Genomic DNA, 23705 nt, shown 5'->3' on the forward strand with positions numbered 1-23705 from the left:
AATTCCTGTTCAGCTCATTGCCCTGAATCAGGCGAGGCGAATCATTTGATCGCTGCGCAACAGGGTTTTGTCTGGTTCGTAGGCATTATAGCTTTCACTAACGGTTCCAAACCGGAAGTCTCCAAGCAAACGCTCAAGACGACCGTAACACTGGTCCAGGTTAGTATAATGCCGGAAGCGGGAGAACCAGCTTGCGTTATCGTAACGTGGTTGCTCGGGATCGATTTCCCAAGGGTGCAGATAAAACATTTGCGGCCGCGCGCCAAAACCAGAAGCATTGCGAAACAAGTATCGGAATACCGGGTAAGGGAACTGGCGAAAATAGCCTCCACCCGCCGCTGGTATTGAAAGCCCCATGATGTGTGCTGTGGTTAATGGGAACTCACGGATAATTGCACCGCTGGCGGTCTGGATAGAGTAGGGGGCGGACGGGGAATCAGGAATGCCGTAGTTATCATGCCGAATCGGGAAAATGCTCGAATCCCAGGTAAACCCCGCTTCACTCAATATATCCAGCGCCCACAGAGAGTCACGGGTAATAGAGTAGCTGGCGGCACGATAGCCATTGACAGATTTGCCAGTGATGTCTTCGAGGAGCGCCTTCGAGCGAATGGTTTCTTCTCGAAAAACTTCCTGAGTCTGGTTGTAAATGAGCTGGTGGCTGTATCCATGGGACGCTATTTCATGGCCATGATCGGATAATTTCCGAATCAGGGCAGGAAATCTCTCAGCAACCCAGCCGAGCACAAAAAACGTTGCCTTCACCTGATGCTTGTCAAACAGCGCCAGCAGTCGCTCAGTGTTTTGCTCCACACGGGAGGGTAGTGAGTCCCATTGCGCTGGGCGAATCACACCCGATAGAGCGGCAACGTGGAAGTAATCTTCTACGTCTATGCTCATAGCGTGCAATGGTTGAGGTCTTTCCTGACTTGGCATGGGTACTCCTTTCCAGTGGTACCAATAAAAAAAACAGTACCTAGGCGTTAATTTTCACTTACTGCCCGCGCAAATACAATTCTTGATGCAAGTAAAGTCTGCTTGCGACGAAAAACAATGTAAAACTGTGTAACCAAAAGATACAATGAGTTGAGATTCGATGTTGGCCGGCGCAAAATGGGCCACGTAAAAAAAGGAACCGGTGGAAAGGGTGTCGCTCAAAGCTAAACTGAGCGCGGTCTGCCGGAGAATTTGATGTTGGTCTGGCGCAGGTTGTTGTGCAGACGACAAGGAAGTTCCGCGTGACGTATATACGGTTCAGAAAACACTATCTTCATATCCCCTATCTGGTGCTCGCTGCGCTGGAATTTGTCGCTCTATATGCGATTTTCGCTTCTCTGGGGTTGCTGCTTTCCATTGCAGGTGTTGGTTACCCTTCGGTTGATACAAATGTCCTTTCTGCAAGCTTGTTCGCGCTTGTTTTGAGTTGTGGAACTCTGGCTATGGGCGGTTATCTCGCCATGGTCCACGAGAGTCTTTCTGCCTTGTTTTTTCGCACACTGGTTGCCTACTGCTTTGTAGGTGGAATCGGCTTGAAACTTCTTTACCTGGTTGTGCCAACCGCAAACCCGGGCAGTACCAATCTGTTTTGGGCCGTAATTTGCGCATCACTGATTGTTATCCTGTTAAGGCTTATATTCCTGCGAGTTGTCGATTCGGAGAAACTCGTTCGTCGTGTAGTGATCTTTGGTGCCGGAGATTTTGCAGCCAATCTTCTCGATGAGTACGAGCGCAACATGCGCGCGCTTGGGGTACGTATTATTGGTTGCATCTCCGACAACCCTAACGGGGCTGTTGGTGCCGATAAACTATTGCCTACGCCTTACGATTTCTACCAGTTTTGTCGGCAAAACAAGGTTTCTGAAATTGTCATTGCCCAGCAGGAGCGGCGCCGAAATGAGGGAGGATGGCTGCCGGTGCCGGATCTGATGGAGTGTAAACTTCGTGGTATTGCCATCACCAACGGCGTAGATTTCTACGAGCGAGAGCTGAAAAAAGCGAAGCTCGATATGGTGCATCCCTCCTGGATTGTATTTTCGGAAGGTTTTAAAGCATCAAAATCCCGGGCTTTCGCCAAGCGATCTCTGGATTTGTTGATCAGTCTCACGCTCCTTGCTGTGATGATACCTTTTATTATTCTCACAGCGATTGCGGTGTTTCTGGAAACCGGGCGGCCCATACTCTATAGCCAGACTCGCGTGGGCATGCTGGGTAAAGAATTTCGCATCTACAAGTTTCGCAGTATGCGCCAGGATGCAGAGAAGGACGGCAAAGCTCAATGGGCCTCAGCGAATGACAATCGGATTACCCGGGTAGGTGCATTCATACGCAACACCCGTCTGGATGAACTACCGCAAATCTATAATGTGATCAAAGGCGAAATGAGCATCGTCGGGCCGCGCCCGGAAAGGCCAGAGTTTGTCTCTGAACTGAAAGAGAAGATTCCGTTTTACGATACCCGGCATTATGTAAAACCTGGCCTGATGGGTTGGGCACAACTTAAATATCCCTATGGTGCATCCGTTGAAGACGCCCGGGGCAAGCTGGAGTACGATCTTTACTACTCCAAAAATCACAGCCTTTTGATGGATTTTCTGATCATGATCCAAACAGTGGAAGTGATCCTCCTGGGTAAAGGCGTACGGTAACGGTTCTGTCATACTGAACTATAGAACAACAAAGGATTGGAGGGCGTTTATGACTAGTTTCACGTTTATGCGGATGGGCTTGGTTGCAATTCTGGGTCTGCTTGTCACTGCCTGCGCAGGGCTGCCGTCTTCCGCCGAAATGCCTCCGGCATCCGAGCTGGAGGCAGAGCCTTATGAGATAGGCGTTGGGGATACCATCTCTATCCACGTTTGGCGCAACCCGGAATTGGGGCAATCGATTGTGGTTCGCCCGGATGGTTATATCTCCATGCCTCTGATGGGTGATGTGAAAGCCGAAGGTAAAAAGCCTGAGCAGTTGGCTGCGGAAATCAGTGACAACCTTGGCGAGTTTATCCGCACACCAGAAGTCACAGTGATGGTTACCAACCCACTCAGTAAAGAGTTCCGTAACCGGATTCGCGTAACCGGCCAAGTGGGAGCGCCCCAGTCAGTAGCTTTTCAGCCCGGCATGACTGTTCTCGATGTTGTACTGATGGCGGGTGGCGTTACGGATTTTGCAGCGGATAATCGCGCCATTTTGCATCGCGAGATCAACGGCGAGTATAAGAGCTTTGGTTTGGACCTCGAAGCCATCCTCACCGATGGCGATATGCGCACGAATCATAGTTTGCAGCCAGGGGACGTTATAAGCGTGCCACGCAAGCAGTTGTTCCGAGGCGAGCTCTGATGGATCTACAGTTCATTCTCGACACCCTCCGCGCGGTAAAGCTTGAGCTTTACCGGCACAGGCTGGCTGCGGTAATCATCTTTATGACCGTGACCGCAGGGGTGTTGACGCTGGGCTATGTAACACCGAAAAGCTATACCTCCCAGGCTGTTCTGTACGCAGACCAATCCAATATCCTGCAGCCATTGCTGCGGGGCCAGGCTGAGGTTACCCAGCTTGATCGCATCAATGAAGCTCGGGAAATGATGCAGAGCCGAACATTCCTTGAGCAGATCGCTCTGGATACCGGGCTTATCCGGGGCGGCGAAACCGATGCTATTCGTAATGGAAAAATCAGCGACTTGCGCAAGCAGGTTGGTATTCGGGTATCCAACCGGAACTTCCTCGAGCTAAGTTACACAAGCGGTAGCCCGGACGAATCGTTTCAGGTTCTCAGCGCGGTGCTGAACCGCTTTATCGAACGTACTGTGCGCAAAAAGCGTTCCGAGAGTCAGGGTGCATTTGAGTTTATAGATTCTCAGGTTAAGTCCTATCAGCGCCAGCTTGAAGAGGCTGAGCAGCGGCTGAAGGAATTCAAGTCTGGTAATCAGGACGGCACTGAGAGTAGCGTGCTCGCAAGAATCGAAAATCTCCGCCGGGATATTGAAAACCTCAAGCTGGAAATCCAGCAAACTGAATCCGAAGTCACGCTTACCCGTCGCCAACTGGATAACGAGCAGCCGGTGCGCCGCATCACAGTAGACCCCGGCAAGTCGTCTGCTGAGCGACGGCTGGTTGCTATGCGGCAGGAATTGGACTCATTACTCTTGCGCTACCACGAACGTCATCCCGATGTAGTGAGCATTCAGGATCAGATTGCAGATCTGGAAAGCCGCGTTTCCACGCAAACAGACGATGACAGGGATGGCGGTGTTACCGAGGTATTGGAAAACCCTGTTTACGAGAACCTTAAAATTCAGCTTTCTGATAGCACCACCCGTTTGGCCGTTCAGAAAAACCGCCTGGCCTCACTGGAAAGACTTCTTGATGAGTCGTTTGTCCGCTCGCAACGAGTCGCAGAGAACCAGGCACAGCTTTCAGAGCTAACCCGGGATTACGACGTTACCCGAGGTGTGTACGAAGACATGCTGCAGCGCCGGGAAAAAGCTCGGTTGTCTATGACGCTGGACGTTCAGGGTGAGGGTGTAAGCTACAAAATTCAGGAGCCCGCTACATATCCTACGCATTGGGATGGCCTGCAATTGTATCAGGTCGGCCTTGCGGGACCGTTCCTGGGTAGTGCCATGGTGTTGGGGTTGTTGGTAATGCTCGTGATGTTTGATCAACGTGTTCGCTCGCCCCGTGCGCTGCAATTGGCCTTGCCGGAATCCATTCCCGTGCTGACCAGCATTCCCCATTATAGGAGCACCTGGAAAGATCGCTTGCTACGCAAAGATGTGTTATCGATTCTGTTGATGCTGGCGGTGTTTATGACAGCGTATCTGGCCGTTCTTGTTTTCAGTGTGATGGGCATAACCCCCGAACAGCTGATTAACAAACTCAGTGAGCTGACCGGGTCAGGGGGAGGCGTCAACTGATGGATGATAACAAGCTCTACAATGCGCTTCTTAAAAGCCAGGAGCAGCAGCGCCAACTTAAGCATGACCGTGGTGAGGCCAAGTCGGAGGACAACTTTCGAAAAGAGCGCCCCTATGCAGGTTCCGACAGGGACAAACCCAACTGGACCCGAGTTGACACTAACGCCAACGAACATCCACCTACGGTGTATGACTCATCTGTGTCTCTGGCACTGATTGGTAACCCCAGGCCCTGGAGTCGTGAGCAGTTACGCGAGCGGAAAATAATTTATTCCGGCATGGCTGATAAAGAAGTCATGGATGCCTACCGGGAGCTGCGTATACAGCTGCGAAATCGGGCAGGTGAAGGCAAAAGCTTCACAGTCATGTTCAGTAGTTTAGGTAGCGGCCCGGGTGGCCTGCTGACAGCATACAACCTGGCGACCGCGTTTGCGTTGGATTCACAGACCTCCGCTTTGCTTGTCGACTGCGACCCTTACAGTAACGAATTGGCAGGATTGGTTTCCAGCCCTATGGAAGCGGGCGTTACGGATTTTGTTGCCGATCGGTCGATGGCTATCAAATCCATCCTCTATTCCAGTGGTGTCGAGCGGCTAACAGTGATCCCTGCAGGCACCCAGGCATCTTCCGCAGTTGAGCTGTTCTCTGCCGTGCGTATGCGAGAATTGATGACCGAACTGAAAGCTCGTTATCCGGATCGCTGCATTGTCCTGAATGCACCCCCTTTCCGGGAAAATACCGAAGCACGGATTCTTGAGCGTTTTGCAGATCAGATAGTATTTGGCGTTCCATTCGGAGAAGTCACCGCTGAAGTCATTGAAGATTCCGTGGATGCGCTTGGATCTGATAAATTCTCCGGCCTGATTTTTCAGGAGTAGCACGGTGGAGCAACGAGCAGGGATAGCAAGCAATTACCGTCTCACCAGTCTGCTGGCGGGATCATGCTGTGCCATCTGGTCTTTCGCAGCTCCGGCGCAGAGCCTCAGTGACGACATTTCGGTTCTCTCTGGCTCTGCTTCAGTATTCACGGCTGTTACACACACACGCACAGACCAAGGCACATACACAGATACAAACACAGAGCCAGGAGTGGGTTTGTCCGGGGTTGTAGGTGGCACTCTGGAGCGAGGCGCTAATGCGTTGACACTGCAGTATGGCGGCACGGTTGATACCAGTTGGGAGTCTGCCGACTCAGATCAGTCAGATAACAGCACCATTACCGGGGCCGCTCTTTACACCCACCAGGACCCCGGCAGTCGGTTAGATTTTAATCTGGGCCACACAGTCAACTCCGTACGCAACGACACAGGATTTGTGGTTAACCCTTCGAGTTATGACGTGCAGAACAATTTGAGCGGGGGAGCCGGGCTAAGGTTTTACCCTGGCGAGCTCACAACACTGCGTTTTTCAGGCCAGGCGGGTCGCTCGTTTGGCGAGGACACGTTAAACGATCAGAAGTCGGTCACGGCCAGCAGCCAATTGTCACGAAGGCTGACCGAACGCTCCACGGGCAGCCTTAACGCCAGCCGCAGCTGGTCTGAAGAGCGGCGCACAGATATAACCATAGACACAGTACAACTCGTTTACAGCTATGAAGCAGAAGGCGGCTTCTTCAGCATCGGAGGCGGTGGTAGCAAGGCAAATTCAGAATACCCGGACGGTACAGTCAGTGAAAACGAGGCGATAACCGGCTTTTTGGAGCGCTCCTGGGTGACTTCCGATTGGCGAACAGCCATAGCGTACGATCGAAGTATGTCTGATAGCGCCACGGATCTTTCAACAGGTTTGCCCCCGGAGTTTTCATTCCTGCCAGATACTGTTCGGTTGCGAGAGCTGGTTGTTACCGACTCACTACTCTTTACGCACAACAACCAACGGATTTGCGATGTATGTGATCTTGGGATCTATGCCGAAGGCTCAATCCTGGAATCGCAGGTTTCCGGCGCCACCACCCACGAATACCGTGCCGGCACCACCCTTGGGGTTCAGCTTACCGCACTGCAAAGGCTCACGTTCGGATACAGCTGGGAGGCAGATGCAGATGAAGATGCCAATATTATAGTTGAGCAGCTTCACCGCTTTACCACGAGCTGGAGCCGACAGTTGGCCGAAAACACCACCTTTGGAGTTCAGCTCGACCAATCGTATTTGCGCTCGCGCCTGGCCCGGAGTGATGAGGAGCAATTTGAACTGCGTTTTGTGCTGACTCACGGTTTTGCAATGAGCAGGCAGCGTTGATAGCTAGTAAAGCTAAGGGTAATAGCGCGGCGACATAACAGTCAGGAATGGAATCATGTTTGAGCAAAAAAAGGAAATACGGCTCCCTTCGGAGACACCACCACAATTGATCGTGGTGATTGATACTGAAGAAGAGTTTGATTGGAGCGCCGAGCCAGACGCCAAGGCAAATCGGGTGTCAGCCATGGCACATATTGATCGTGCCCAAAAGATCTTTAATGAGTACGGCATTCGCCCTTGTTACGTAATTGATTACCCGGTAGCCAGCCAGCCTCAGGGCTATGGGTTGCTCAAGCAGTTTGCCGAGAAAGATCAGTGTGAAATTGGTGCCCACCTCCACCCTTGGGTGAACCCGCCCCAGGAAGAAATTCTGTCCCGCTCAAACATGTATCCCGGCAACTTGCCTGAAGGCCTGGAGCGGGAAAAGCTCCGTGTGTTGCGCGACACCATAGAGCAAAATTTCGGAAAGGCGCCGGTTGCATACAAAGCCGGGCGGTATGGTTTCGGGCCGAATACCACGGGTATTCTTCAGGAATTGGGGTTCAATATTGATCTGTCTGTTTGCCCACCTCTGGATTCGCGGGCAGATGGCGGGCCGGACTATCGTAGATACAACGCGCACCCGTTCTGGTTTGGCGGTTCGGACAAACCTATCCTCGAGATTCCCTGTACTGGTGGGTTTATCGGTTGGGCTCAACCGGTTGCTGTTCCTTTGTATGAGGCCGCGCAACGGCTGCGTAAGTTCAAGGCGCCGGGCATTCTCGCTCGGGTAGGTGCAGTAGACCGGCTAATGCTTTCTCCGGAAGGCTTCACATCTGCCGAGCACATCAAGCTTACAAGAGCGCTTTACAATCAGGGCGTGCGCACATTTACCTGGAGTTTTCACAGCCCCAGCGTAGTGCCGGGCAACACGACTTATGTGCAGAACGAAGCGCAGTTAAAGGTGTTTCTGGACAGTTTTCGGCAGTTTTTCGATTTCTTTTTCAATGAATTAGGCGGCCAGGCGTCATCGCCCACCCGCATTCGCAAGTATATGGAGAGTAAGGCATGAAGGTGCTAGGGATATCCCCGCTAGACAAAGACTCAACGGTTTCAATTGTTGAAGATGGCAAGATTCTTTTTGCCGCTGGTGAAGAACGTTTCACCAGAACGAAACAGCAGTCGGGCTTCCCCCGCTTGGCGCTGGAAAAAGCGCTTACATATACCGGCCTCTCCATGAGTGACTTCGATCAGGTATGTTACCCGTTTCTAACCTGGGAAAATGAACAGAAATTGTTCACAAAGAACCTGGAAGATGAGAAAGCCTTTATCAAAGGTTTTCAGCCGAAGGATCTAGGGCCACAAATCAAAGAAGCGTTGGGCCGGGTGCCAGATCGCAACCAGCCGATTCACGGGCTGCAGCACCCCAACGCCATTATGGAAAAGGGCTTTTTGCACAACTCCTACTACAACATGGCAGGCGTGCAGAAGCTGGCGTCTAACAATGCGGCTTTGAAATCCTCCAAACAGTGGGGAGAGGGCGCTACTGAGTCGTTCCAGCAGTGGGAAAAAGAACTCGTTCAAGGCTTGAGCGAGATGGGTTGGACCAAGCCTGTTAAACGCATGGACCACCACCTGTCTCATGCTGCCAACAGTTTTCTGTGCAGCGGCTATGAGCGGGCACTGTGTGTGACTCTGGATGGTTATGGGTCTGGGTTGGCCGGTTCCGTAAGTGAAGGGCGAGATGGCAAAATACACCGTCTGCACGGGCTCCCTTATCCGAATTCACTAGGAACACTTTACGAGCATGTTACGTCTAGCCTTGGTTTCAAGCCTAGCCGACATGAAGGTAAGATTGTTGGTTTGGCCTCCTATGGCGACCCTGAAATTCTGGGAGAAATCCTTCTCTCTCGCATAGAACAGAAGCCCGGGGATTTCCGGATTTACGAATCCAATAACGTATTTTTCTCCCGCTACCTGGCATCCAAGTTCCCTAAGATCGACGTAGCTGCGGCATATCAATATGTGCTTGAAAAAGTAGCCACCAACTACATTCGCTACTGGGTAGAAAAAACCGGCATCGACACCATCGTGCTGTCTGGCGGTGTAACTGCAAACGTAAAACTGAACCAGCGTATTTTTGAAATTGAAGGTGTTAACCACATTTTTGTTTATCCGAATATGGGCGATGGAGGCTGTGGAACAGGCGCTGCGCTCTATCACAGCTGGCCGGGCGGAGTTAAACCTTCCATAGCGAACGCTTATATGGGCCCTGACTACTCCGAAGCCGAAATGGAAAAGGCATTGAAGGCGGAAAACCTTCAGTATCGTCGGCCTGAAAATCTTGCTGCTGAAGTTGCCGCGCTGATTCACAGTGGCCAAGTAGTCGCAAGGTTTGATGGCCGTATGGAATACGGCCCAAGGTCCTTGGGGAACCGCTCTATTCTTTATCACGCCCGCGAACCGGAAGTTAACCAGTGGTTGAACAAACGTCTTGGCCGTACCGAGTTCATGCCCTTCGCCCCGGTTACGCTCTACGAAGCCCGAGAGAAGTGCTACCACAACATCAAGGGCGCAGAGCACGCAGCTGAATTCATGACGGTGACCTTCGACTGCACCGACTTCATGAAAGAAAACTGCCCGGCTGCCGTGCACGTGGATGGCACAGCCAGGCCGCAGCTTATCCAGCGTGAAGCCAATCCCGGCTACTACGACATTCTGAGCGAATATGAAAAGCTGAGTGGCATTCCAAGCCTGATCAACACCAGCTTCAATATGCACGAAGAGCCCATCGTCAACTCCCCGGAAGATGGGGTGAGAGCCTTTATTCAGGGTGCTCTGGACTATCTCGCCATAGGTCCATTCCTGGTAAAACATCCGAACCCCGGGCACTGAACAGGCAACGGACGTAGCACCATGACAGCAGGACTGCTGACCGTGACAACAGAACCAGCCAGTAAATGCGCAACCTTGCGCAGCGACTGGCTGGATCTGGAACACCGTGCACAACCCACGGTGTTTCTATCCTGGCAATGGCTAGGGCATTGGCTGCAAGTATACAAGCCAGATGCCTTGGTGCTTCGTGTAATGGAAGGAGAGCGTCTGGTTGGCTTGGGGCTGGTAGTAGAGAGCGAAGAACGCCGGCACGGCCTGTTGAAATCCCGCTGCCTGCGCCTGCATCAAACTGGCCACAAACTGCTTGATCAAATCTGGATTGAGTACAACGGGTTTCTGGCTGAACGCGGAAAAGAAGACGCGGTTGCGAAAGCCTCCCTGGAACACCTGTGCCGCACCATGCCTGAATGGGACGAGTTTATTCTGGGGGCAATTGATGCTGACGAGGCAGACCATTACGCGAAAATAACTGGCCTTTACAAGCATCTGCGCTGGGAAGCGCCTTGCTTTGGTGTGGATCTTGATAGCTTGCGCCAAAGCGGTGGAACCTATCTCGACACTCTTTCTCGGAACACCCGCCACCAGATAAACCGTGCGCACCGGCTCTATAGCGAGCGGGGCGAGGTAAGCCTGGTCCGCCCTGGCTCCGTAGAGGAGGCCTTGGCTGTATTTGATGCTATTGGTCCCAGGCACCTCGAACGCTGGGGCAATGGGCCGGACCAGAGCGGGTTTGCCAATCCGGATTTCGTGCGGTTCCACCGGGAATTGATTCGTGAACAGTGGGCAGAAGGCGGCGTTGATCTGATCTCTATAATGGCAGGGGATGAAGAAATTGCTTTTCTCTACAACCTGCTCCACAACAAAGTGGTGTATTTTTACCTGGGTGGCATGGCCGTTGAAACCGATAACCGCCTCAAACCTGGCTTGGTGGGCCATGCTCTGTGCATTGAAGACTACCGCAACCAAGGGTTCGACTATTACGACTTTATGGGTGGCGACGAGCGTTACAAATCCAACCTTGGCCACTTTCATCGCAACCTGGTTCAGATTGCCTTGCAGCGCCCCCGCTTCAAACTGAAGCTTGAGGATGTCGCCAGGCGCGCAAGAAACCGCTGGATTGGGGAGGCAAGTGCCAACAATGAACGCTGAGCTTCACCTCCGGGCCTCCAGATTTAATGCATTCCCGGTAAACGAATACAACCAGTACGTTGCAGGGCATTCTGCAGCAACGCCGTATCACCGCAGTGCCTGGTTGCAGGCGACTGAGCAGGCCTATGGCCACACAGGCTGGGTAATCAGCGCGCACCATAATGGAACACTGTGCGGCCTATTGCCCCTGGTGGAAGTAAAACCGCCCATCGGCACCAGCAGCCTGGTGACATTGCCATTCTGCGACCTTGGCGGTGCGCTGGCAGACAGCACAGACATTCGGCAAAGACTGATATCCGAAGCCAAAACCCTGACTAAAACAAATCGCATCAAAATCCTCGAAATACGTGAGGGTGGTGTGGCGCTTAGCATCGACAAAGATGCCTCGGGCGACCAAAACAAGCAGAGCGCTAGTGCGCTGCCTGGAAACACCAAAGTAAGAATGCTGTGCGACTTACCGGAAAACAGCGAAGCCCTGTTCAAAAGCTACAAGCCCAAGCTGCGGAGCCAGATTCGCAAGGCTGAGAAAAATGGGCTGAGGGCCGAACTGCGAACAGAAGCAGATGCGGTAGATCTGTTTTATGAGGTATTCGCCCAGAACATGCGCAGGCTGGGTTCACCAGTGCATAGCCTGCGGTGGTTTCAGGAATTGAAAGCCGCCTACGGCGAGCACATGCTGATTGGTATTGTTTTCCAGGCCGATAAGCCTGTGGGCGCGGGCATCGTATTGCTCGGGGGTAAAGAAGCCTGCATTCCCTGGGCTTCCACGCTGGAGGAGTTCAACCGGCTTGCGCCCAACATGCTGCTGTACTGGACCTTGTTAAGCCATGTGTGCGATCTGGGGTACACCCGGTTCGACTTCGGCCGATCAACACTGGATGAAGGCACCTACCGGTTCAAGAAACAGTGGGGCGCTCAGCCCTATGAGCTGATCTGGTCGGAATACCCCGCCGGCAAACTTAACCTGCCGAAGGCGGATTCAAATAGCAGTGGGGCATCCGTAGCCTCCAGGCTCCGGCCCCTCATTGAAAACATCTGGCGTCGGCTACCGCTGTCCTTTGCCAACTGGCTTGGCCCAAAATTGAGACGATACATTACCTTATGACGTTAGTACTGCTGTTAACTCTGCTTTGCCTTGCCGTACCCGTGTACGTTTACTTCGGGTACCCGGCCATATTGTGGCTGCTCACCCGGGGCCTGCCGGATATCACCCACCGCCGGGGCGACCACAAACCTTCTGTGGCGCTAATTATCTCCTGCTACAACGAAGAAGACGTCATTCGCGAGAAGCTTCAAAACGCACTGGCGCTGGACTACCCGCAAGAGCTGCTTCAGGTCATAGTGGTATCAGACGGTTCAGACGATGGCACCGATGAGGCCGTAAAAGAGTTTGAAGACGATCGACTCCTGTTGATCCGCCAGGAAGGCCGGCTGGGCAAAACCATGGGCATCAACCTTGCCATGGAACAGGTGAAAGCCGACATCACCGTGTTCAGCGATGCCAACGCCATGTACGCCAGCGATGCCATCAACAAACTGGTGCGCAACTTTGCAGATCTGGATGTGGGTTATGTGGTGGGCGCAGCCCTATACACAGACGGCCATGAGGGCGCCAGCGCGCGTAATGAAAACCTCTACTGGCGCTACGAACTGGCCATCAAAGCCATGGAATCCCGCCTGCATTCCGTAGTGGGCGGAGATGGCGCCATCTACGCCATTCGCACCAAACTGTGGGAGCCGCTGCAGCAGCAGGACATCAACGATTTTGTGAACCCCCTGCAAATCATCGCCAAAGGCTACCGGGGCGTGTTCGATGCAGATGCAAAGTGCTTCGAGGAAACCGCTGGCGATTTCGACCGGGAAGTGGCCCGCAAAGAGCGCATCGTAAACCGCAGTATTCGTGGCCTGATGCGGGTAGGGCAGGTAATGAACCCCGCGAAATCAGGCGTGTTTGCCTTTGAGGTTATTTCCCACAAATTGCTGCGCTGGCTGATCCCTTTGTTCTTGCTTGTGGGTGTCGCAGGCAGTGTGGTTCTGGCATTTTCAGGGCTTGGCCTGTTCAAGCTCATTACGGCAGGCACGGTGCTTATGTTAGTGCTCACGCTTGCGGGGCACCTTTCGCAAAATCGCAATGAATTGCCAACCTGGATTGCAACGCCTTACTACTTTGTGATGGTGAACGGCTATGCAGTTCGCGGCATTGTTAAGGCGCTACAGGGGCAGACTCAAGTAACCTGGAGTAGCGCCAGAAACAACGAAACAAGGAATTCCGGAGTGTCAGACCAGTGAGTAAGCTACGAGTGCTTCAGTTCATTACCCCAGCGGGTTTTTACGGGGCAGAACGTTGGGTTCTAGCGCTGGCCAACAACATCAACCACGATGATGTGATCTGCGACCTTGCAGTCACCCGGGAATCTCCGGATCAGGATCTTTCCGTTGCCGAATACTACCCGCGCACGGATGGCCAGCAGGTTTACTACCTGGAGATGAACGGCCGTTTCGATTTTCGGGTAGTGAGCAGACTGAGGGAAGTGATCCGCACTAACAAGATTGATGTGATCCATACCCACGGTTATAAATCCGACATATTAGGGCTGCTGGCTGCCAAGCGGGCGGGTATTGCTTGTGTCAGCACGCCACACGGTTTCTCCGGTAAGGTTGGCTTCAAATTAGCCACATTCATTCGCATCGGCACCTACATGCTTCGCTACTTCGACCGGGTTGTCCCGCTGTCGGAGGAATTGATGGACGACATGAAGCGATTCAAAGTGCCCGAAGCCAGAACATCGTTTATCCGCAACGGCGTGGATCTAAAGGAAATCGATGCGGCTTTGGCAAGCCTGCCTCAGGGAAATACCACTGATAAAGATTCCCCCGTCATTGGCTTTATCGGCCAGATGATTCCCCGCAAAGGAATACCGGATCTGATAGAGGTTTTTGATCAGATCTACCAAGCGCAGCCAAACCTTCGTTTGCAACTGCTGGGCGATGGCAATCAACGGTCAGAACTGGAACAACAGGCTGCTCAACTGAGCAGTGTTAATGCCATTGAGTTTTTGGGCTTTCGCAGTGATCGCCTGGAACTGCTTTCCAAATTCAGCTTGTTTGTTATGACCTCCTCACTGGAGGGTATTCCCCGGTGCATGATGGAAGCCATGGCTGTGGGCATTCCTGTGGTGGCTTATGATATTCCCGGCGTTGATCAGCTGGTAGAGCATGGTAAAACAGGCTTGTTGGCACCCTTTGGTGACAAGGCTGCGCTAGCGGCATGTTGCAAGCAGGTTCTGGAAGATCCCGAGCTGGCGGCCACTCTTAGTCAAAACGCCAGGGAAATGGTGCACGCGCGCTATTCAGCTGCCCGTATGGCCGATGAATATGAAGCCCTATTCCGAGAGCTGACCGGCAAAGCCAAACCCGTACCCGCGACACAGCCCCAAGCCCAGTCCCCAGAAAAGGGAGAGGTGGGTTAATGTGTGGATTGGCCGGTTTTCTTCGCACTGCTTCAACACCTGGTAGAGAAGCCCATCAGGGCTGGCTCGACAACATGGGGCAGGCAATCCTTCACCGGGGCCCAGATGCGGGTTCAACGTGGCTCGACGACGCAGTTGGCCTGGTACATCGCCGGCTGAGCATTCTTGATCTCAGCGATGCCGGCACCCAGCCAATGGTTTCCAATTCCGGGCGCTACGTTATTGCCTATAACGGTGAGATTTATAACTTTCAGGAACTGCGTGACGACCTGATTAGCCAGGGCCATAGCTTCCGAACGCGCACGGATACCGAAGTTCTCCTCGCGCTCTACGAAATTCACGGCCCGGAATGCCTGCAACTACTGAATGGCATGTTCGCACTGGCCATTTGGGATCGCACAGCAAGAAAATTGTTCCTGGCACGGGATCGCCTTGGCAAGAAGCCACTGTACTTTTACGAAGCCAATGGGCAGTTTGCATTCGCATCGGAGTTAAAAGCTCTAACACCCGCCCCCTTCGTTAAAACCGAGTTGCGGCACGATGCAATCAAGGACTTTTTCGCCTACCAGTACGTGGCAGACCCCAAAACCATCTACAAAAACGTACACAAACTGGCGCCCGGCCATTGGCTGGAAACAGATGGCACCCACACACACCAACAACAGTATTGGGATGTGTCTTTCGGTTCGCCTTCAAGTGCCAGCCTGGATGAATTACAGGATGGCCTCTACAACCTGATTGACGATGCTGTTCGCCTGCGCATGGTGAGCGACGTGCCTCTTGGGGCATTCCTCAGTGGCGGAATTGATTCAAGTGCTGTGGTTGGCTTGATGGCAGGCCACACCAGCACACCCGTGACCACCTGCGCCATCGGCTTTGATTCAAAACGGTTTGATGAAGTGCGCTGGGCAAAGAAAGTTGCCGATCAATTTAAAACCGATCATCACGAATTCACTGTGAAAGACAATGTTGCCGATAGCCTTGCCAGCATTGCGCGGTTCTTCGATGAGCCCTTTGCAGACCCATCTTTTGTACCCACGTATTTTGTATCGCAGTTGGCCAGACAAAAAGTAACGGTGGCGCTCGCTGGGGATGGCGGCGATGAGAACTTTGCGGGCTACAGCAAATATTACACAGATCAGGTTGAAAACCGACTAAGAGGCCTGTTTCCTGCCGGGATTCGCCACAATCTATTCCCCGGGCTCGCCCGCCTGGCAGGCTTGATCAACTCCGGCCCTACGCGGAAAGCAAAATCCCTTCTGGGAACCCTGGCGCTTGATCCGGACGAAGCATTTTTCATCACCAACAGCTTCTTCCGTAGAGATGTTTGGAATGATCTCGTTACAGGTGAACTGAAGCGGGAAACCCAGGGTTACGACCCTGCGGATATCACCCGGGCCCATTACAAGAATGCCGACACGGACGACCACCTATCCAGCATTCTGTACACCGACATAAAAACCTACCTACCCGGTGACATTCTGGTGAAAGTAGACCGCATGAGCATGGCAAATTCACTGGAAACCAGGGCCCCACTGCTGGACTACCGGGTTGTGGAATATGCAGCCCAGATACCCGCGGCGCTCAAACTCAACGGTAAAGAGAAGAAATACATTCTGAAGAAAGCCTTTGAGCGAATGTTGCCAGAAGACATTTTGTACAGAAAGAAGATGGGCTTTTCGGTGCCCTTAGCCCATTGGTTGCGCCATGAACTGAGGCCTACGGTTGAACAGCTTTTGTTGTCCTCGAATAGCGGAGTCGCCAATTTCTTTGAGCCTGCGGGTATCCGCAATCTCTGGCAAAGGCACTTGGCGGGGGATGACCAGTTTACTCAGGAGCTGTGGTCTTTATTGGCTTTTGAGCTTTGGTGGCAGCAGTACCAGGTGAGTGCATGACAGTCGAAGAGAGCAAGACAGCAACAAAATTAGCCAAAAAACCGCTGCGGGTACTGCACATTACCTTCAACATGGGGATTGGCGGTACAGAGCAGGTTATACGCCAGCTTGTTCAAGGAATGGCCAGTGAAAACGTCGAGTCTGAAATTCTATGTATCGATGGACATATAGGGTCTATTGGCGAAGCACTTCAGCAGTCTGGTGTTCCGGTTCATAAACTTGCACGCAAGCAGGGGTTTGACTGGGCACTTGCCCAGATAATCCGCAAGCGCCTGAGTGCAAGGCAGTTTGATGTGATTCACTGCCACCAATACACACCTTGGGTTTATGGGTGGCTCGGCGCGCTAGGTACCAAAGCAAAAGTCATATTTACAGAACACGGGCGCTTCCATCCAGACAAGTACCGGCGAAAGGCGCGGCTGATAAACCCGATATTGGCGCGGTTGACCCCGGCCATCGTCGCAATTTCCGAGGCGACCAAAAACGCCCTGGTAGAATACGAGTACCTACCTGAAAGCAAAATACAGGTCATTTACAATGGCATTAAACCACTGACTAAAAACATTAAAGCAGCGGCTGCAGTTCGTGAAAAGCTTAGGATACCCGCTGAAGCCTTGGTAATTGGAACTGTTTCCCGGATCGATCCAGTAAAAAATCAGCCAATGATGCTGAAGGCCTTTAAGCTATTGCTTAATCAACATCCCAGCGCGCATTTGCTGATGGTAGGTGATGGCCCGGACAAAAACATGCTCATGGAAATGGCAAAAGACCTCGGCTTAGCCGACAACATTATTTTTACGGGTTTTATCAACACACCGGTGGATTATTTGGCCGCGATGGATATTTTTTTGTTGTCGAGTCATACCGAAGGTACATCCATGACGCTGCTGGAGTCGATGAGTTTAGGCATACCCTCGGTCGTAACAAACGTTGGCGGCAATCCAGAGATCGTCGAACAGAATCAGACAGGTCTACTTACCCAAACAGACCAACCTGAGGCTTTTGCATCAGCTATGATTTCTTTGGCCAAAAGCCCCAAACTCAGGCAATCGCTGGGGGCCAAGGCACAGGCCCGGTTCGCTGACCGGTTCAGCGCAAAAGTTATGACAAATAAGTACCTGGAGTTGTATGCCAAGCACTGAAACAAGGTTTATATACGATGCATATCGAGATGCGCTGAAATCAGCGGGTTGGAGCTTCCATGGGTAAGCTTGCACTGCTGTTTTTCACTTTATTTGTAGGAGGCGTGCTCGCCGCTTTTTTGGTTACTCCGGTGGCCTCGGTGCTGGTGTATAAAATGGTGTATATGGTCAACCCGGATAGCCGCTGGTGGGCCGCCAGTATTCCCGGGCTGCGCTATTCTTTGATTGCCTCACTCACTATGTTGTTTGTGCTCGGCGTTCGTTATAAGGAATTATCGGCCCTGGCGCCCTGGAAAGAGCAGCCAGTATTTAAGTGGATATTGGCCCTGTTGATCACTTATCTTCTGATGATCAACATCGCTATCGTACCGGCTTTGCACAAACAGTTTACTATTGAGTTTGTGAAGCTCATTGTGATTATTTTTGTCGCTTACAAACTCATCAATACGGAAAAAGCGTTAGACGCTTGCTTATGGGCCTACATATTGGGAGCGACCTATATTGGTTACGTTGCCCACTCCACTGGTCGTGATGGGCAAGGCCGCGTAGAAGGAATTGGAATGATCGACACTGGCGGCGACAGTAATGGGACCGCTGCAGCTTTGATTCCCGCACTTGTGCTTCTGATTCATAAGGCCTGGCTCGGGAATAAAAAAGTAAAAGTAGCTGCAGTAATTTGCGGGGCACTGATTGCAAACGGCGTCGTTTTGATCAACAGTCGGGGCGCCTTTTTGGGTGCAGTATGCGGGGGCCTATTTTTCGTTTTTTACATGCTGTTTTCGAAGTATCAACGCAAAGGGCAAAGAGGTTCTGCAATCCTCATTATTCTGCTCGGTATCGGTGGTGCACTCTATGTGGCTGATGATGCTTTCTGGGAACGTATGGGGACTCTGAAAGAGGTAGAGGACGGCGATGCTAGTGGTTCTCATCGGATCGATTTTTGGTTGGCAACTTTTGATATGATGGCAGATAATCCACTAGGGGTGGGTATAAATGGGTTTGTTCAGCTCAGTCCAAGCTACCTTCCTGATCATTACTTTGACGGTAGAACCAGTGGGAAAGCAGTCCATTCAACTTGGTTTCAGGTGCTATCAGAGGTTGGCTGGGTGGGTTTTTTCATTTTAATAGCAATGTTGATTTCCACTATGAAGCAGTCAAGCAGAGCTAAAATATATTTACTTGAACGGCAAAATTTCGATGCCTATTTTAAGTTACTTAGCCTAGAGGGCGCTTTTTATAGCTATTTGGTTGCAGCCAGTTTTATAGATCGAGGTAGGGCGGTGACTCTTTATTGGCTGATATTGTTAATATTAGTTGCGGCCAATATATATTTCCTTAGATATCGGCGAGCAGTAAGATATTAAATAATATAGTATCTGAATTTTAGTGTCATTATAACTTTAGATCATTATTTTTATGATCTAATTTTTAAAATTAACAATGAAATTTAATATATGTCTAAAGTTCGAACAGCCATTTTATTTTCATCGATGTCCCAATATGCTGTTCGGTTTATTGGTTTGGCAAGCACGATGATAGTTGCCAGGCTTTTAACTCCCGATGAAATCGGAACCTTCTCCGTCGCTAGTGCAATTGTAATGATTGTTGCGGAGTTTAAATTACTTGGTGCGGCAGATTATTTGGTGCGTGAGGAGCACTTGACGGACGAGAAAATACGGCGTGCTTTAGGGTTAACTATATTAATTTCATGGAGTTTAGGTCTTGTTATAATGGCTCTAGGATCTTGGGCTTCAGCCTACTATGGCCTAGCTCCGCTAAAAGTTATTTTTCTGATTCTCGCCACTACTTTTTTTCTTAGCCCATTTATAAGTATTCCTATGGCCTTGGTTGCAAGGCAATTCAATTTTAAGGTTTTGCTGGCGGCTAACATTTTTAGCTCTCTTGCTGCGCTAATCGTAACGGTTACGTTAATTTACTTAGGATTTAGCTTTTACTCCCTGGCTTGGGGACATGTTGCTAAAATTTTAGTTGAGTTTCTTGTTGTTACATTCACTAAAGATTTTCCAATCTATTGGCGTCCAGTACTTAAAAATGTTGAAGTAATAGCCAAATTTGGCATTTATAACTCCCTTACAAATCTGTTTAAAAAAGGCGTGGCTGTTGCACCAGATCTTGTCATCGGAAAAATGGGAACCACGGCTCAGGTTGGTATGTTTTCTCGCGGGCAAGGGTTTGTCAGCTTTCTGTCAGGCACATTGACTTCAGGCGCATCTCCGGTAGTGCTGCCTTACCTATCGGAAGCCAAACGTTCGGGCGATGATCTCATCAGCGCTTACACTAAGGCCACTTTACTGATGGGGGCGATAGTTTGGCCCGTGTTGGCAGTCGCTTCAGTAGCAAGCCTGCCGGCGATACGGATATTTTTCGGGGGGCAATGGGACGCAGCAGCGCCGGTGGCCTCGATACTGGCAGTTTGGTTGATACTTCGCTCAGTGCATCATTTTGCAAATAACCTTCTGATCGCTTCAGGTAATGAGCGTGCTATGCTGATAAAAGAAGCGTTCTTATTTTTCGCAATTTTTGTTTTGGTTATTACAGCGTTCCCACTAGGTTTGCAAGGTGTGGCCTACGCTTTTTTGATCCTTGGGGTGCTGGAAGCTTTTGTGAATACCTGGCTTCTCGCACGGGTTCTCGATTTGAAAGTTATTCCATTCTATCTGTCGTTACTGCCTAATCTAATTATCTCTATGGTGTGCGCCACCACTACCTTTACGCTTTCAATGTGGCTGTCATTTGAAGCTGAGCCCCCATGGAAGGTGATAGGTACAGTAGCAATGTGCTTGCCGCCCATTTGGTTGTTATCGCTGAAGGTTCTTGGGCACCCGTTATACAAAGAAATAGGATTAACATCGAAAAAAGTTTGAGAGAGACTTTTCAGGGAGCAGTCAAAAGGTGCGCAAAATTCTGTTATTCAGTGAAATATTTCCACCGACCCATGGCGGAAGTGGCCGCTGGTTCTGGGAAATTTACAGTCGCTTTCCAGAAAATAGTGTTACCTGCTTGGTAGGGGAGCATGCCCTCGCAAAGGAAATCGACCCTGACTTTCCCCATGTCATATACCGTTCCTCATTGAATAGTACTGAATGGGGGCTGCGTTCGTATGCCGGTTTGCGATACTACTTAAAGCTGTGGAGCAGGCTTAGAAAGATAACTAAGACCGAAGGCGTTAGTCAAATACACTGTGGGCGAGTTTTGCCTGAAGGGTTGGCAGCCATGCTTTTAAATCTGACGCATGGTGTGCCTTATACCTGTTATGTCCATGGAGAAGATGTTGAAGTTGCACTGACTAGTCGTGAACTAAAGCTGCTGACGCAGTTGGTGATGAAGCGCGCCGAACGGATAGTTGCAAATAGCCAAAATAGCCTCCGAATTCTAATCGATAAATGGCAACTGCCCGACCACAAAGTCATTGTGATGAATCCAGGCGTAGATGTAGCAAAGTTTATACCTGCAGATCCGGGACTACGGCCGCAGAAATGGATTGGGAAGCAGGTTATCCTTACGGTAGGTCGGCTCCAGCAGCGCAAGGGTCAAGACATGATGATTCGTGCTTTACCAATACTGCAGGGTCAGTTCCCAAACTTACATTATTGCATTGTGGGTGGTGGGCCGGAAAAAGAATCGCTAGCAAATCTTGTATCGGAATTAGGCGTAGCGCATATGGTCGAATTCGCCGGGGAGATTAGCGATTCAGATATGGTGGAGCATTATCAGCATTGCGATTTGTTTGCGCTACCTAACCGCCGCATCGGCAATGACGATGAGGGGTTCGGCATGGTTCTTTTAGAGGCCCAAGCATGTAGTCGCCCGGTACTGGCAGGAAATGCTGGAGGCACTAGAGAAACTCTGTTGGTTGATAAAACGGGTGTAGTAGTTGACTGCACAACCCCCGAGAGGCTTTCAGCAGCGTTAAATGAGTTTATTGGTGATACTGCACTTTTGAGAAGCATGGGTGCAGCCGGGCGAGTTCACATGGAGCAGTATTTTAGCTGGGATAAACTAGCAGAAAAAGCGGAAACATTACTCAAGTAATGATTTCCACCACGAAGGTCATAACAACAACGGATTTAAAAGATCAGCGAGGATGATAAGTTTGAAGGAATCAATTTCAGTCGCAATTCCTGTGTTTAACCGAGCTGGCTGGATTGGTAAAACATTGGAGCACATTTTCTCGCAAAGTGTACCAGTAGATGAGGTTATTCTTTGTGATGACGGATCCACGGATGATCTAGAGCAAGCGATTCAAATTTATAGAGATAAAATCAAAGTTATTCGGATTGAAAATAGCGGCCCTGCTATTGCCCGTAAGGTAGCAATTGAGAATAGCAGCGGAGACTGGATCGCACTTTGCGACAGCGACGATTTTTGGAACGCTGATCACATCGAAAATTTTTTGAATGCTCTAGGTCAGTTTCCACAAAGTGACCTTTACTTTTCAAATTTTTTAGCCTCAGATCGACAATGTCAAACAAAGTTTGAGTGCGCTCCCGAGGGGTGGTTCGAGCGTCTTACCGGGAGTGTGTGGCTGGAGTCGACACTTTACTACCGAACCCAGAGACCTTTTCTTGGAGCCTTATTAGAGTATCAAGCATGTTTCCCATCCTGCCTCATATTCCGCCGAGATCTCTATCAAAAAATAGGTGGGATAAAAGAATATGTTTCCCGCTGGGCATCTGAAGACTTACATTTGACTGCCAGGATGGCCTCAATTACGGCTGGGATAGTTAGCACTAGGCAAAGCGTAATTATAAATAAACATAATGAAAATTTTTCAGGAGAGCACATTAAAAATGTAGAGGGAGAAATTTTAATCCTCGATGACTTGCTGACTAATAATTTAGTGTCAGAAGCTCTATTTAAAATAGTTGAAGAAAAGCATGAAATTTTAAAACGTAATTTATTTCGTTTATATTTCTGGTCGTCGCAATTCGAAAGTGCAACTAAATTATCGCGAAGTATTTCTCTAAAGTCTCTGAGCATTAAGGATTTGTTGCGTTTGGTGATTTCTTATCTTCGTTATGGATTAAATTTATGAATCCTCAGTCTTTAATAGATAACGAACAGAGATATAACCAAACGGCACCCTATTATAGTGTGATAATGCCTTGTTTTAACTCGGATCAATTTATTAAGGACAGCATTAAATCCGTCTTGAACCAAACAGATACTGATTTTGAATTGATTGTAGTGGACGATGGTTCAAATGATAGATCTCAAGAAATTATCCTCTCATTTTCCAATTTAGACAGCCGAGTTAAATATTTTAAAAACAGCGGCAGCAGAGGAGCTTCGGGAGCAAGAAACTATGGTGCTTCCGTCGCAAAAGGAAAATGGCTATGTTTCTTGGATAGCGATGATGTTTTTCTAAGGCACTGCCTAGAGCATCGTCGAACATGCATTGAAGGAACTGATTTCGATTTTTTTTCTTCCGATTTTTATCGTTGGTTCGAAGATGAAGAGATGGTTCGACAGTCGAAAGCAAATTGGCATTGGGAACTCTACTTTAAAGGCTCGGATAATATTGATGTGATCCCGATACTCAATGCTGCTGATGTATTTCTAGAGGGAGTCATTGCATGGACTGGAGGTGTTACGATCAGAAATAGTGTTTTTCAGAGCCTATCTGGTTTTAATGAGGCCTTAAAACGCGCGGAAGATCATCATTTATGGTTGAGATGTGCCGCGTTCACTGGGAAAGTAGGTTTGATTTCGCAGCCTGATGTTTTTTATAGAATCAGAAATGATGGTTTGTCTGGTGGAATTAACAGGCAAACTTCCTATTCAGTCACCATGTACGAAATGCTTTTGAAGGATCCATTATTTTCTAACTTTGAAAGATTGATTAATAAGAACTTGGATCGAGCGCTGTACCTAGTTTGTCTCTCGGGGAGAAATAATGGGGATTGGCGTCGTGCTGTCGATTTTGGCTTCAGATACTGGCTTCGGTCTCCTTTTAATAAAAAAAGATTCCGAAATCTTATTGGTGCTTTTTTTTTGAAAAAATAA

Annotated in this window: 19 protein-coding genes; 18 read left to right on the forward strand and 1 reads right to left on the reverse strand. The window is 50.2% G+C overall.

All coding sequences use genetic code 11. The annotated features are described in order from the left end of the window. Window positions 1-27: 27 nt before the first annotated feature. Window positions 28-936, reverse strand: coding sequence for an XrtA system polysaccharide deacetylase (locus tag RKA07_RS07295; protein ID WP_310965979.1), 909 nt, complete (start codon window positions 934-936; stop codon window positions 28-30). Window positions 937-1238: 302 nt separating this feature from the next. Between RKA07_RS07295 and RKA07_RS07300 the strand changes: the two genes are divergently transcribed. The 18 genes from RKA07_RS07300 (at window position 1239) to RKA07_RS07385 (ending at window position 23705) form a co-directional block, all read left to right on the forward strand. After that, window positions 1239-2645 (forward strand): TIGR03013 family XrtA/PEP-CTERM system glycosyltransferase, encoded by a 1407-nt coding sequence (locus RKA07_RS07300; RefSeq protein WP_310965980.1) that lies wholly within the window; start codon window positions 1239-1241, stop codon window positions 2643-2645. 49 nt (window positions 2646-2694) lie between these two features. Beyond that, the gene (locus tag RKA07_RS07305; RefSeq protein ID WP_200200849.1) at window positions 2695-3333 is read left to right on the forward strand and encodes an XrtA/PEP-CTERM system exopolysaccharide export protein; all 639 of its coding nucleotides are present in this window, start codon (window positions 2695-2697) and stop codon (window positions 3331-3333) included. Continuing rightward, window positions 3333-4910, forward strand: coding sequence for an XrtA system polysaccharide chain length determinant (locus RKA07_RS07310; RefSeq protein ID WP_310965981.1), 1578 nt, complete (start codon window positions 3333-3335; stop codon window positions 4908-4910). The genes RKA07_RS07305 and RKA07_RS07310 overlap by 1 nt, the downstream gene beginning before the upstream one ends. Then, window positions 4910-5788, forward strand: a complete 879-nt coding sequence (locus RKA07_RS07315; protein WP_200369455.1) for a P-loop NTPase family protein — start codon at window positions 4910-4912, stop codon at window positions 5786-5788. The genes RKA07_RS07310 and RKA07_RS07315 overlap by 1 nt, the downstream gene beginning before the upstream one ends. A 211-nt stretch (window positions 5789-5999) precedes the next feature. Beyond that, window positions 6000-7148 carry a hypothetical protein gene (locus RKA07_RS07320; RefSeq protein ID WP_417538534.1) on the forward strand — a complete coding sequence of 383 codons (1149 nt, stop codon included), beginning with the start codon at window positions 6000-6002 and terminating at the stop codon, window positions 7146-7148. 55 nt (window positions 7149-7203) lie between these two features. Then, window positions 7204-8199 carry a polysaccharide deacetylase family protein gene (locus RKA07_RS07325; protein ID WP_200200845.1) on the forward strand — a complete coding sequence of 332 codons (996 nt, stop codon included), beginning with the start codon at window positions 7204-7206 and terminating at the stop codon, window positions 8197-8199. After that, window positions 8196-10022, forward strand: coding sequence for a carbamoyltransferase family protein (locus tag RKA07_RS07330; protein WP_310965983.1), 1827 nt, complete (start codon window positions 8196-8198; stop codon window positions 10020-10022). Before RKA07_RS07325 ends, RKA07_RS07330 begins: the two co-directional genes overlap by 4 nt. Window positions 10023-10043: 21 nt before the next feature. Next, entirely contained in the window at window positions 10044-11171 is a 1128-nt protein-coding gene (locus RKA07_RS07335; protein WP_310965984.1) for a GNAT family N-acetyltransferase, read from the forward strand. Further along, window positions 11161-12276 carry a FemAB family XrtA/PEP-CTERM system-associated protein gene (locus tag RKA07_RS07340; protein ID WP_310965985.1) on the forward strand — a complete coding sequence of 372 codons (1116 nt, stop codon included), beginning with the start codon at window positions 11161-11163 and terminating at the stop codon, window positions 12274-12276. The genes RKA07_RS07335 and RKA07_RS07340 overlap by 11 nt, the downstream gene beginning before the upstream one ends. Further along, a complete protein-coding gene (locus RKA07_RS07345; RefSeq protein ID WP_310965986.1) occupies window positions 12273-13460 on the forward strand; it encodes a glycosyltransferase family 2 protein in 1188 nt (395 codons plus the stop codon). Before RKA07_RS07340 ends, RKA07_RS07345 begins: the two co-directional genes overlap by 4 nt. Then, the gene (locus RKA07_RS07350; RefSeq protein WP_310965987.1) at window positions 13457-14641 is read left to right on the forward strand and encodes a glycosyltransferase family 4 protein; all 1185 of its coding nucleotides are present in this window, start codon (window positions 13457-13459) and stop codon (window positions 14639-14641) included. The genes RKA07_RS07345 and RKA07_RS07350 overlap by 4 nt, the downstream gene beginning before the upstream one ends. Continuing rightward, a complete protein-coding gene (gene asnB, locus RKA07_RS07355; protein WP_310965988.1) occupies window positions 14641-16536 on the forward strand; it encodes an asparagine synthase (glutamine-hydrolyzing) in 1896 nt (631 codons plus the stop codon). The genes RKA07_RS07350 and asnB overlap by 1 nt, the downstream gene beginning before the upstream one ends. Next, window positions 16533-17678, forward strand: a complete 1146-nt coding sequence (locus tag RKA07_RS07360) for a glycosyltransferase (RefSeq protein ID WP_310965989.1) — start codon at window positions 16533-16535, stop codon at window positions 17676-17678. Before asnB ends, RKA07_RS07360 begins: the two co-directional genes overlap by 4 nt. A 59-nt stretch (window positions 17679-17737) precedes the next feature. Further along, a complete protein-coding gene (locus RKA07_RS07365; RefSeq protein ID WP_310965990.1) occupies window positions 17738-19042 on the forward strand; it encodes an O-antigen ligase family protein in 1305 nt (434 codons plus the stop codon). A 90-nt stretch (window positions 19043-19132) separates the two neighbouring features. Beyond that, window positions 19133-20563, forward strand: a complete 1431-nt coding sequence (locus RKA07_RS07370; RefSeq protein ID WP_310965991.1) for an oligosaccharide flippase family protein — start codon at window positions 19133-19135, stop codon at window positions 20561-20563. A gap of 28 nt (window positions 20564-20591) precedes the next feature. Then, the gene (locus RKA07_RS07375) at window positions 20592-21731 is read left to right on the forward strand and encodes a glycosyltransferase family 4 protein (protein ID WP_310965992.1); all 1140 of its coding nucleotides are present in this window, start codon (window positions 20592-20594) and stop codon (window positions 21729-21731) included. A 61-nt stretch (window positions 21732-21792) separates the two neighbouring features. Further along, on the forward strand, window positions 21793-22734 hold the full coding sequence (locus RKA07_RS07380; RefSeq protein WP_310965993.1) for a glycosyltransferase family 2 protein: 942 nt from the start codon (window positions 21793-21795) through the stop codon (window positions 22732-22734). Next, window positions 22731-23705: a glycosyltransferase family 2 protein gene (locus RKA07_RS07385; RefSeq protein ID WP_310965994.1), complete on the forward strand. Its 975-nt coding sequence runs from the start codon at window positions 22731-22733 to the stop codon at window positions 23703-23705. Before RKA07_RS07380 ends, RKA07_RS07385 begins: the two co-directional genes overlap by 4 nt.

This window comes from Marinobacter xiaoshiensis (assembly GCF_031631795.1).
Classification (GTDB): Bacteria; Pseudomonadota; Gammaproteobacteria; order Pseudomonadales; family Oleiphilaceae; genus Marinobacter; species Marinobacter xiaoshiensis.

Coding starts and splice junctions, on each gene's coding strand:
- RKA07_RS07295 (WP_310965979.1), bottom strand. CDS start 936: ATGCCAAGTCAGGAAAGACCTCAACCATTGCACGCTATGAGCATAGAC.
- RKA07_RS07305 (WP_200200849.1), top strand. CDS start 2,695: ATGACTAGTTTCACGTTTATGCGGATGGGCTTGGTTGCAATTCTGGGT.
- RKA07_RS07310 (WP_310965981.1), top strand. CDS start 3,333: ATGGATCTACAGTTCATTCTCGACACCCTCCGCGCGGTAAAGCTTGAG.
- RKA07_RS07315 (WP_200369455.1), top strand. CDS start 4,910: ATGGATGATAACAAGCTCTACAATGCGCTTCTTAAAAGCCAGGAGCAG.
- RKA07_RS07325 (WP_200200845.1), top strand. CDS start 7,204: ATGTTTGAGCAAAAAAAGGAAATACGGCTCCCTTCGGAGACACCACCA.
- RKA07_RS07330 (WP_310965983.1), top strand. CDS start 8,196: ATGAAGGTGCTAGGGATATCCCCGCTAGACAAAGACTCAACGGTTTCA.
- RKA07_RS07335 (WP_310965984.1), top strand. CDS start 10,044: ATGACAGCAGGACTGCTGACCGTGACAACAGAACCAGCCAGTAAATGC.
- RKA07_RS07340 (WP_310965985.1), top strand. CDS start 11,161: ATGAACGCTGAGCTTCACCTCCGGGCCTCCAGATTTAATGCATTCCCG.
- RKA07_RS07345 (WP_310965986.1), top strand. CDS start 12,273: ATGACGTTAGTACTGCTGTTAACTCTGCTTTGCCTTGCCGTACCCGTG.
- asnB (WP_310965988.1), top strand. CDS start 14,641: ATGTGTGGATTGGCCGGTTTTCTTCGCACTGCTTCAACACCTGGTAGA.
- RKA07_RS07360 (WP_310965989.1), top strand. CDS start 16,533: ATGACAGTCGAAGAGAGCAAGACAGCAACAAAATTAGCCAAAAAACCG.
- RKA07_RS07365 (WP_310965990.1), top strand. CDS start 17,738: ATGGGTAAGCTTGCACTGCTGTTTTTCACTTTATTTGTAGGAGGCGTG.
- RKA07_RS07370 (WP_310965991.1), top strand. CDS start 19,133: ATGTCTAAAGTTCGAACAGCCATTTTATTTTCATCGATGTCCCAATAT.
- RKA07_RS07385 (WP_310965994.1), top strand. CDS start 22,731: ATGAATCCTCAGTCTTTAATAGATAACGAACAGAGATATAACCAAACG.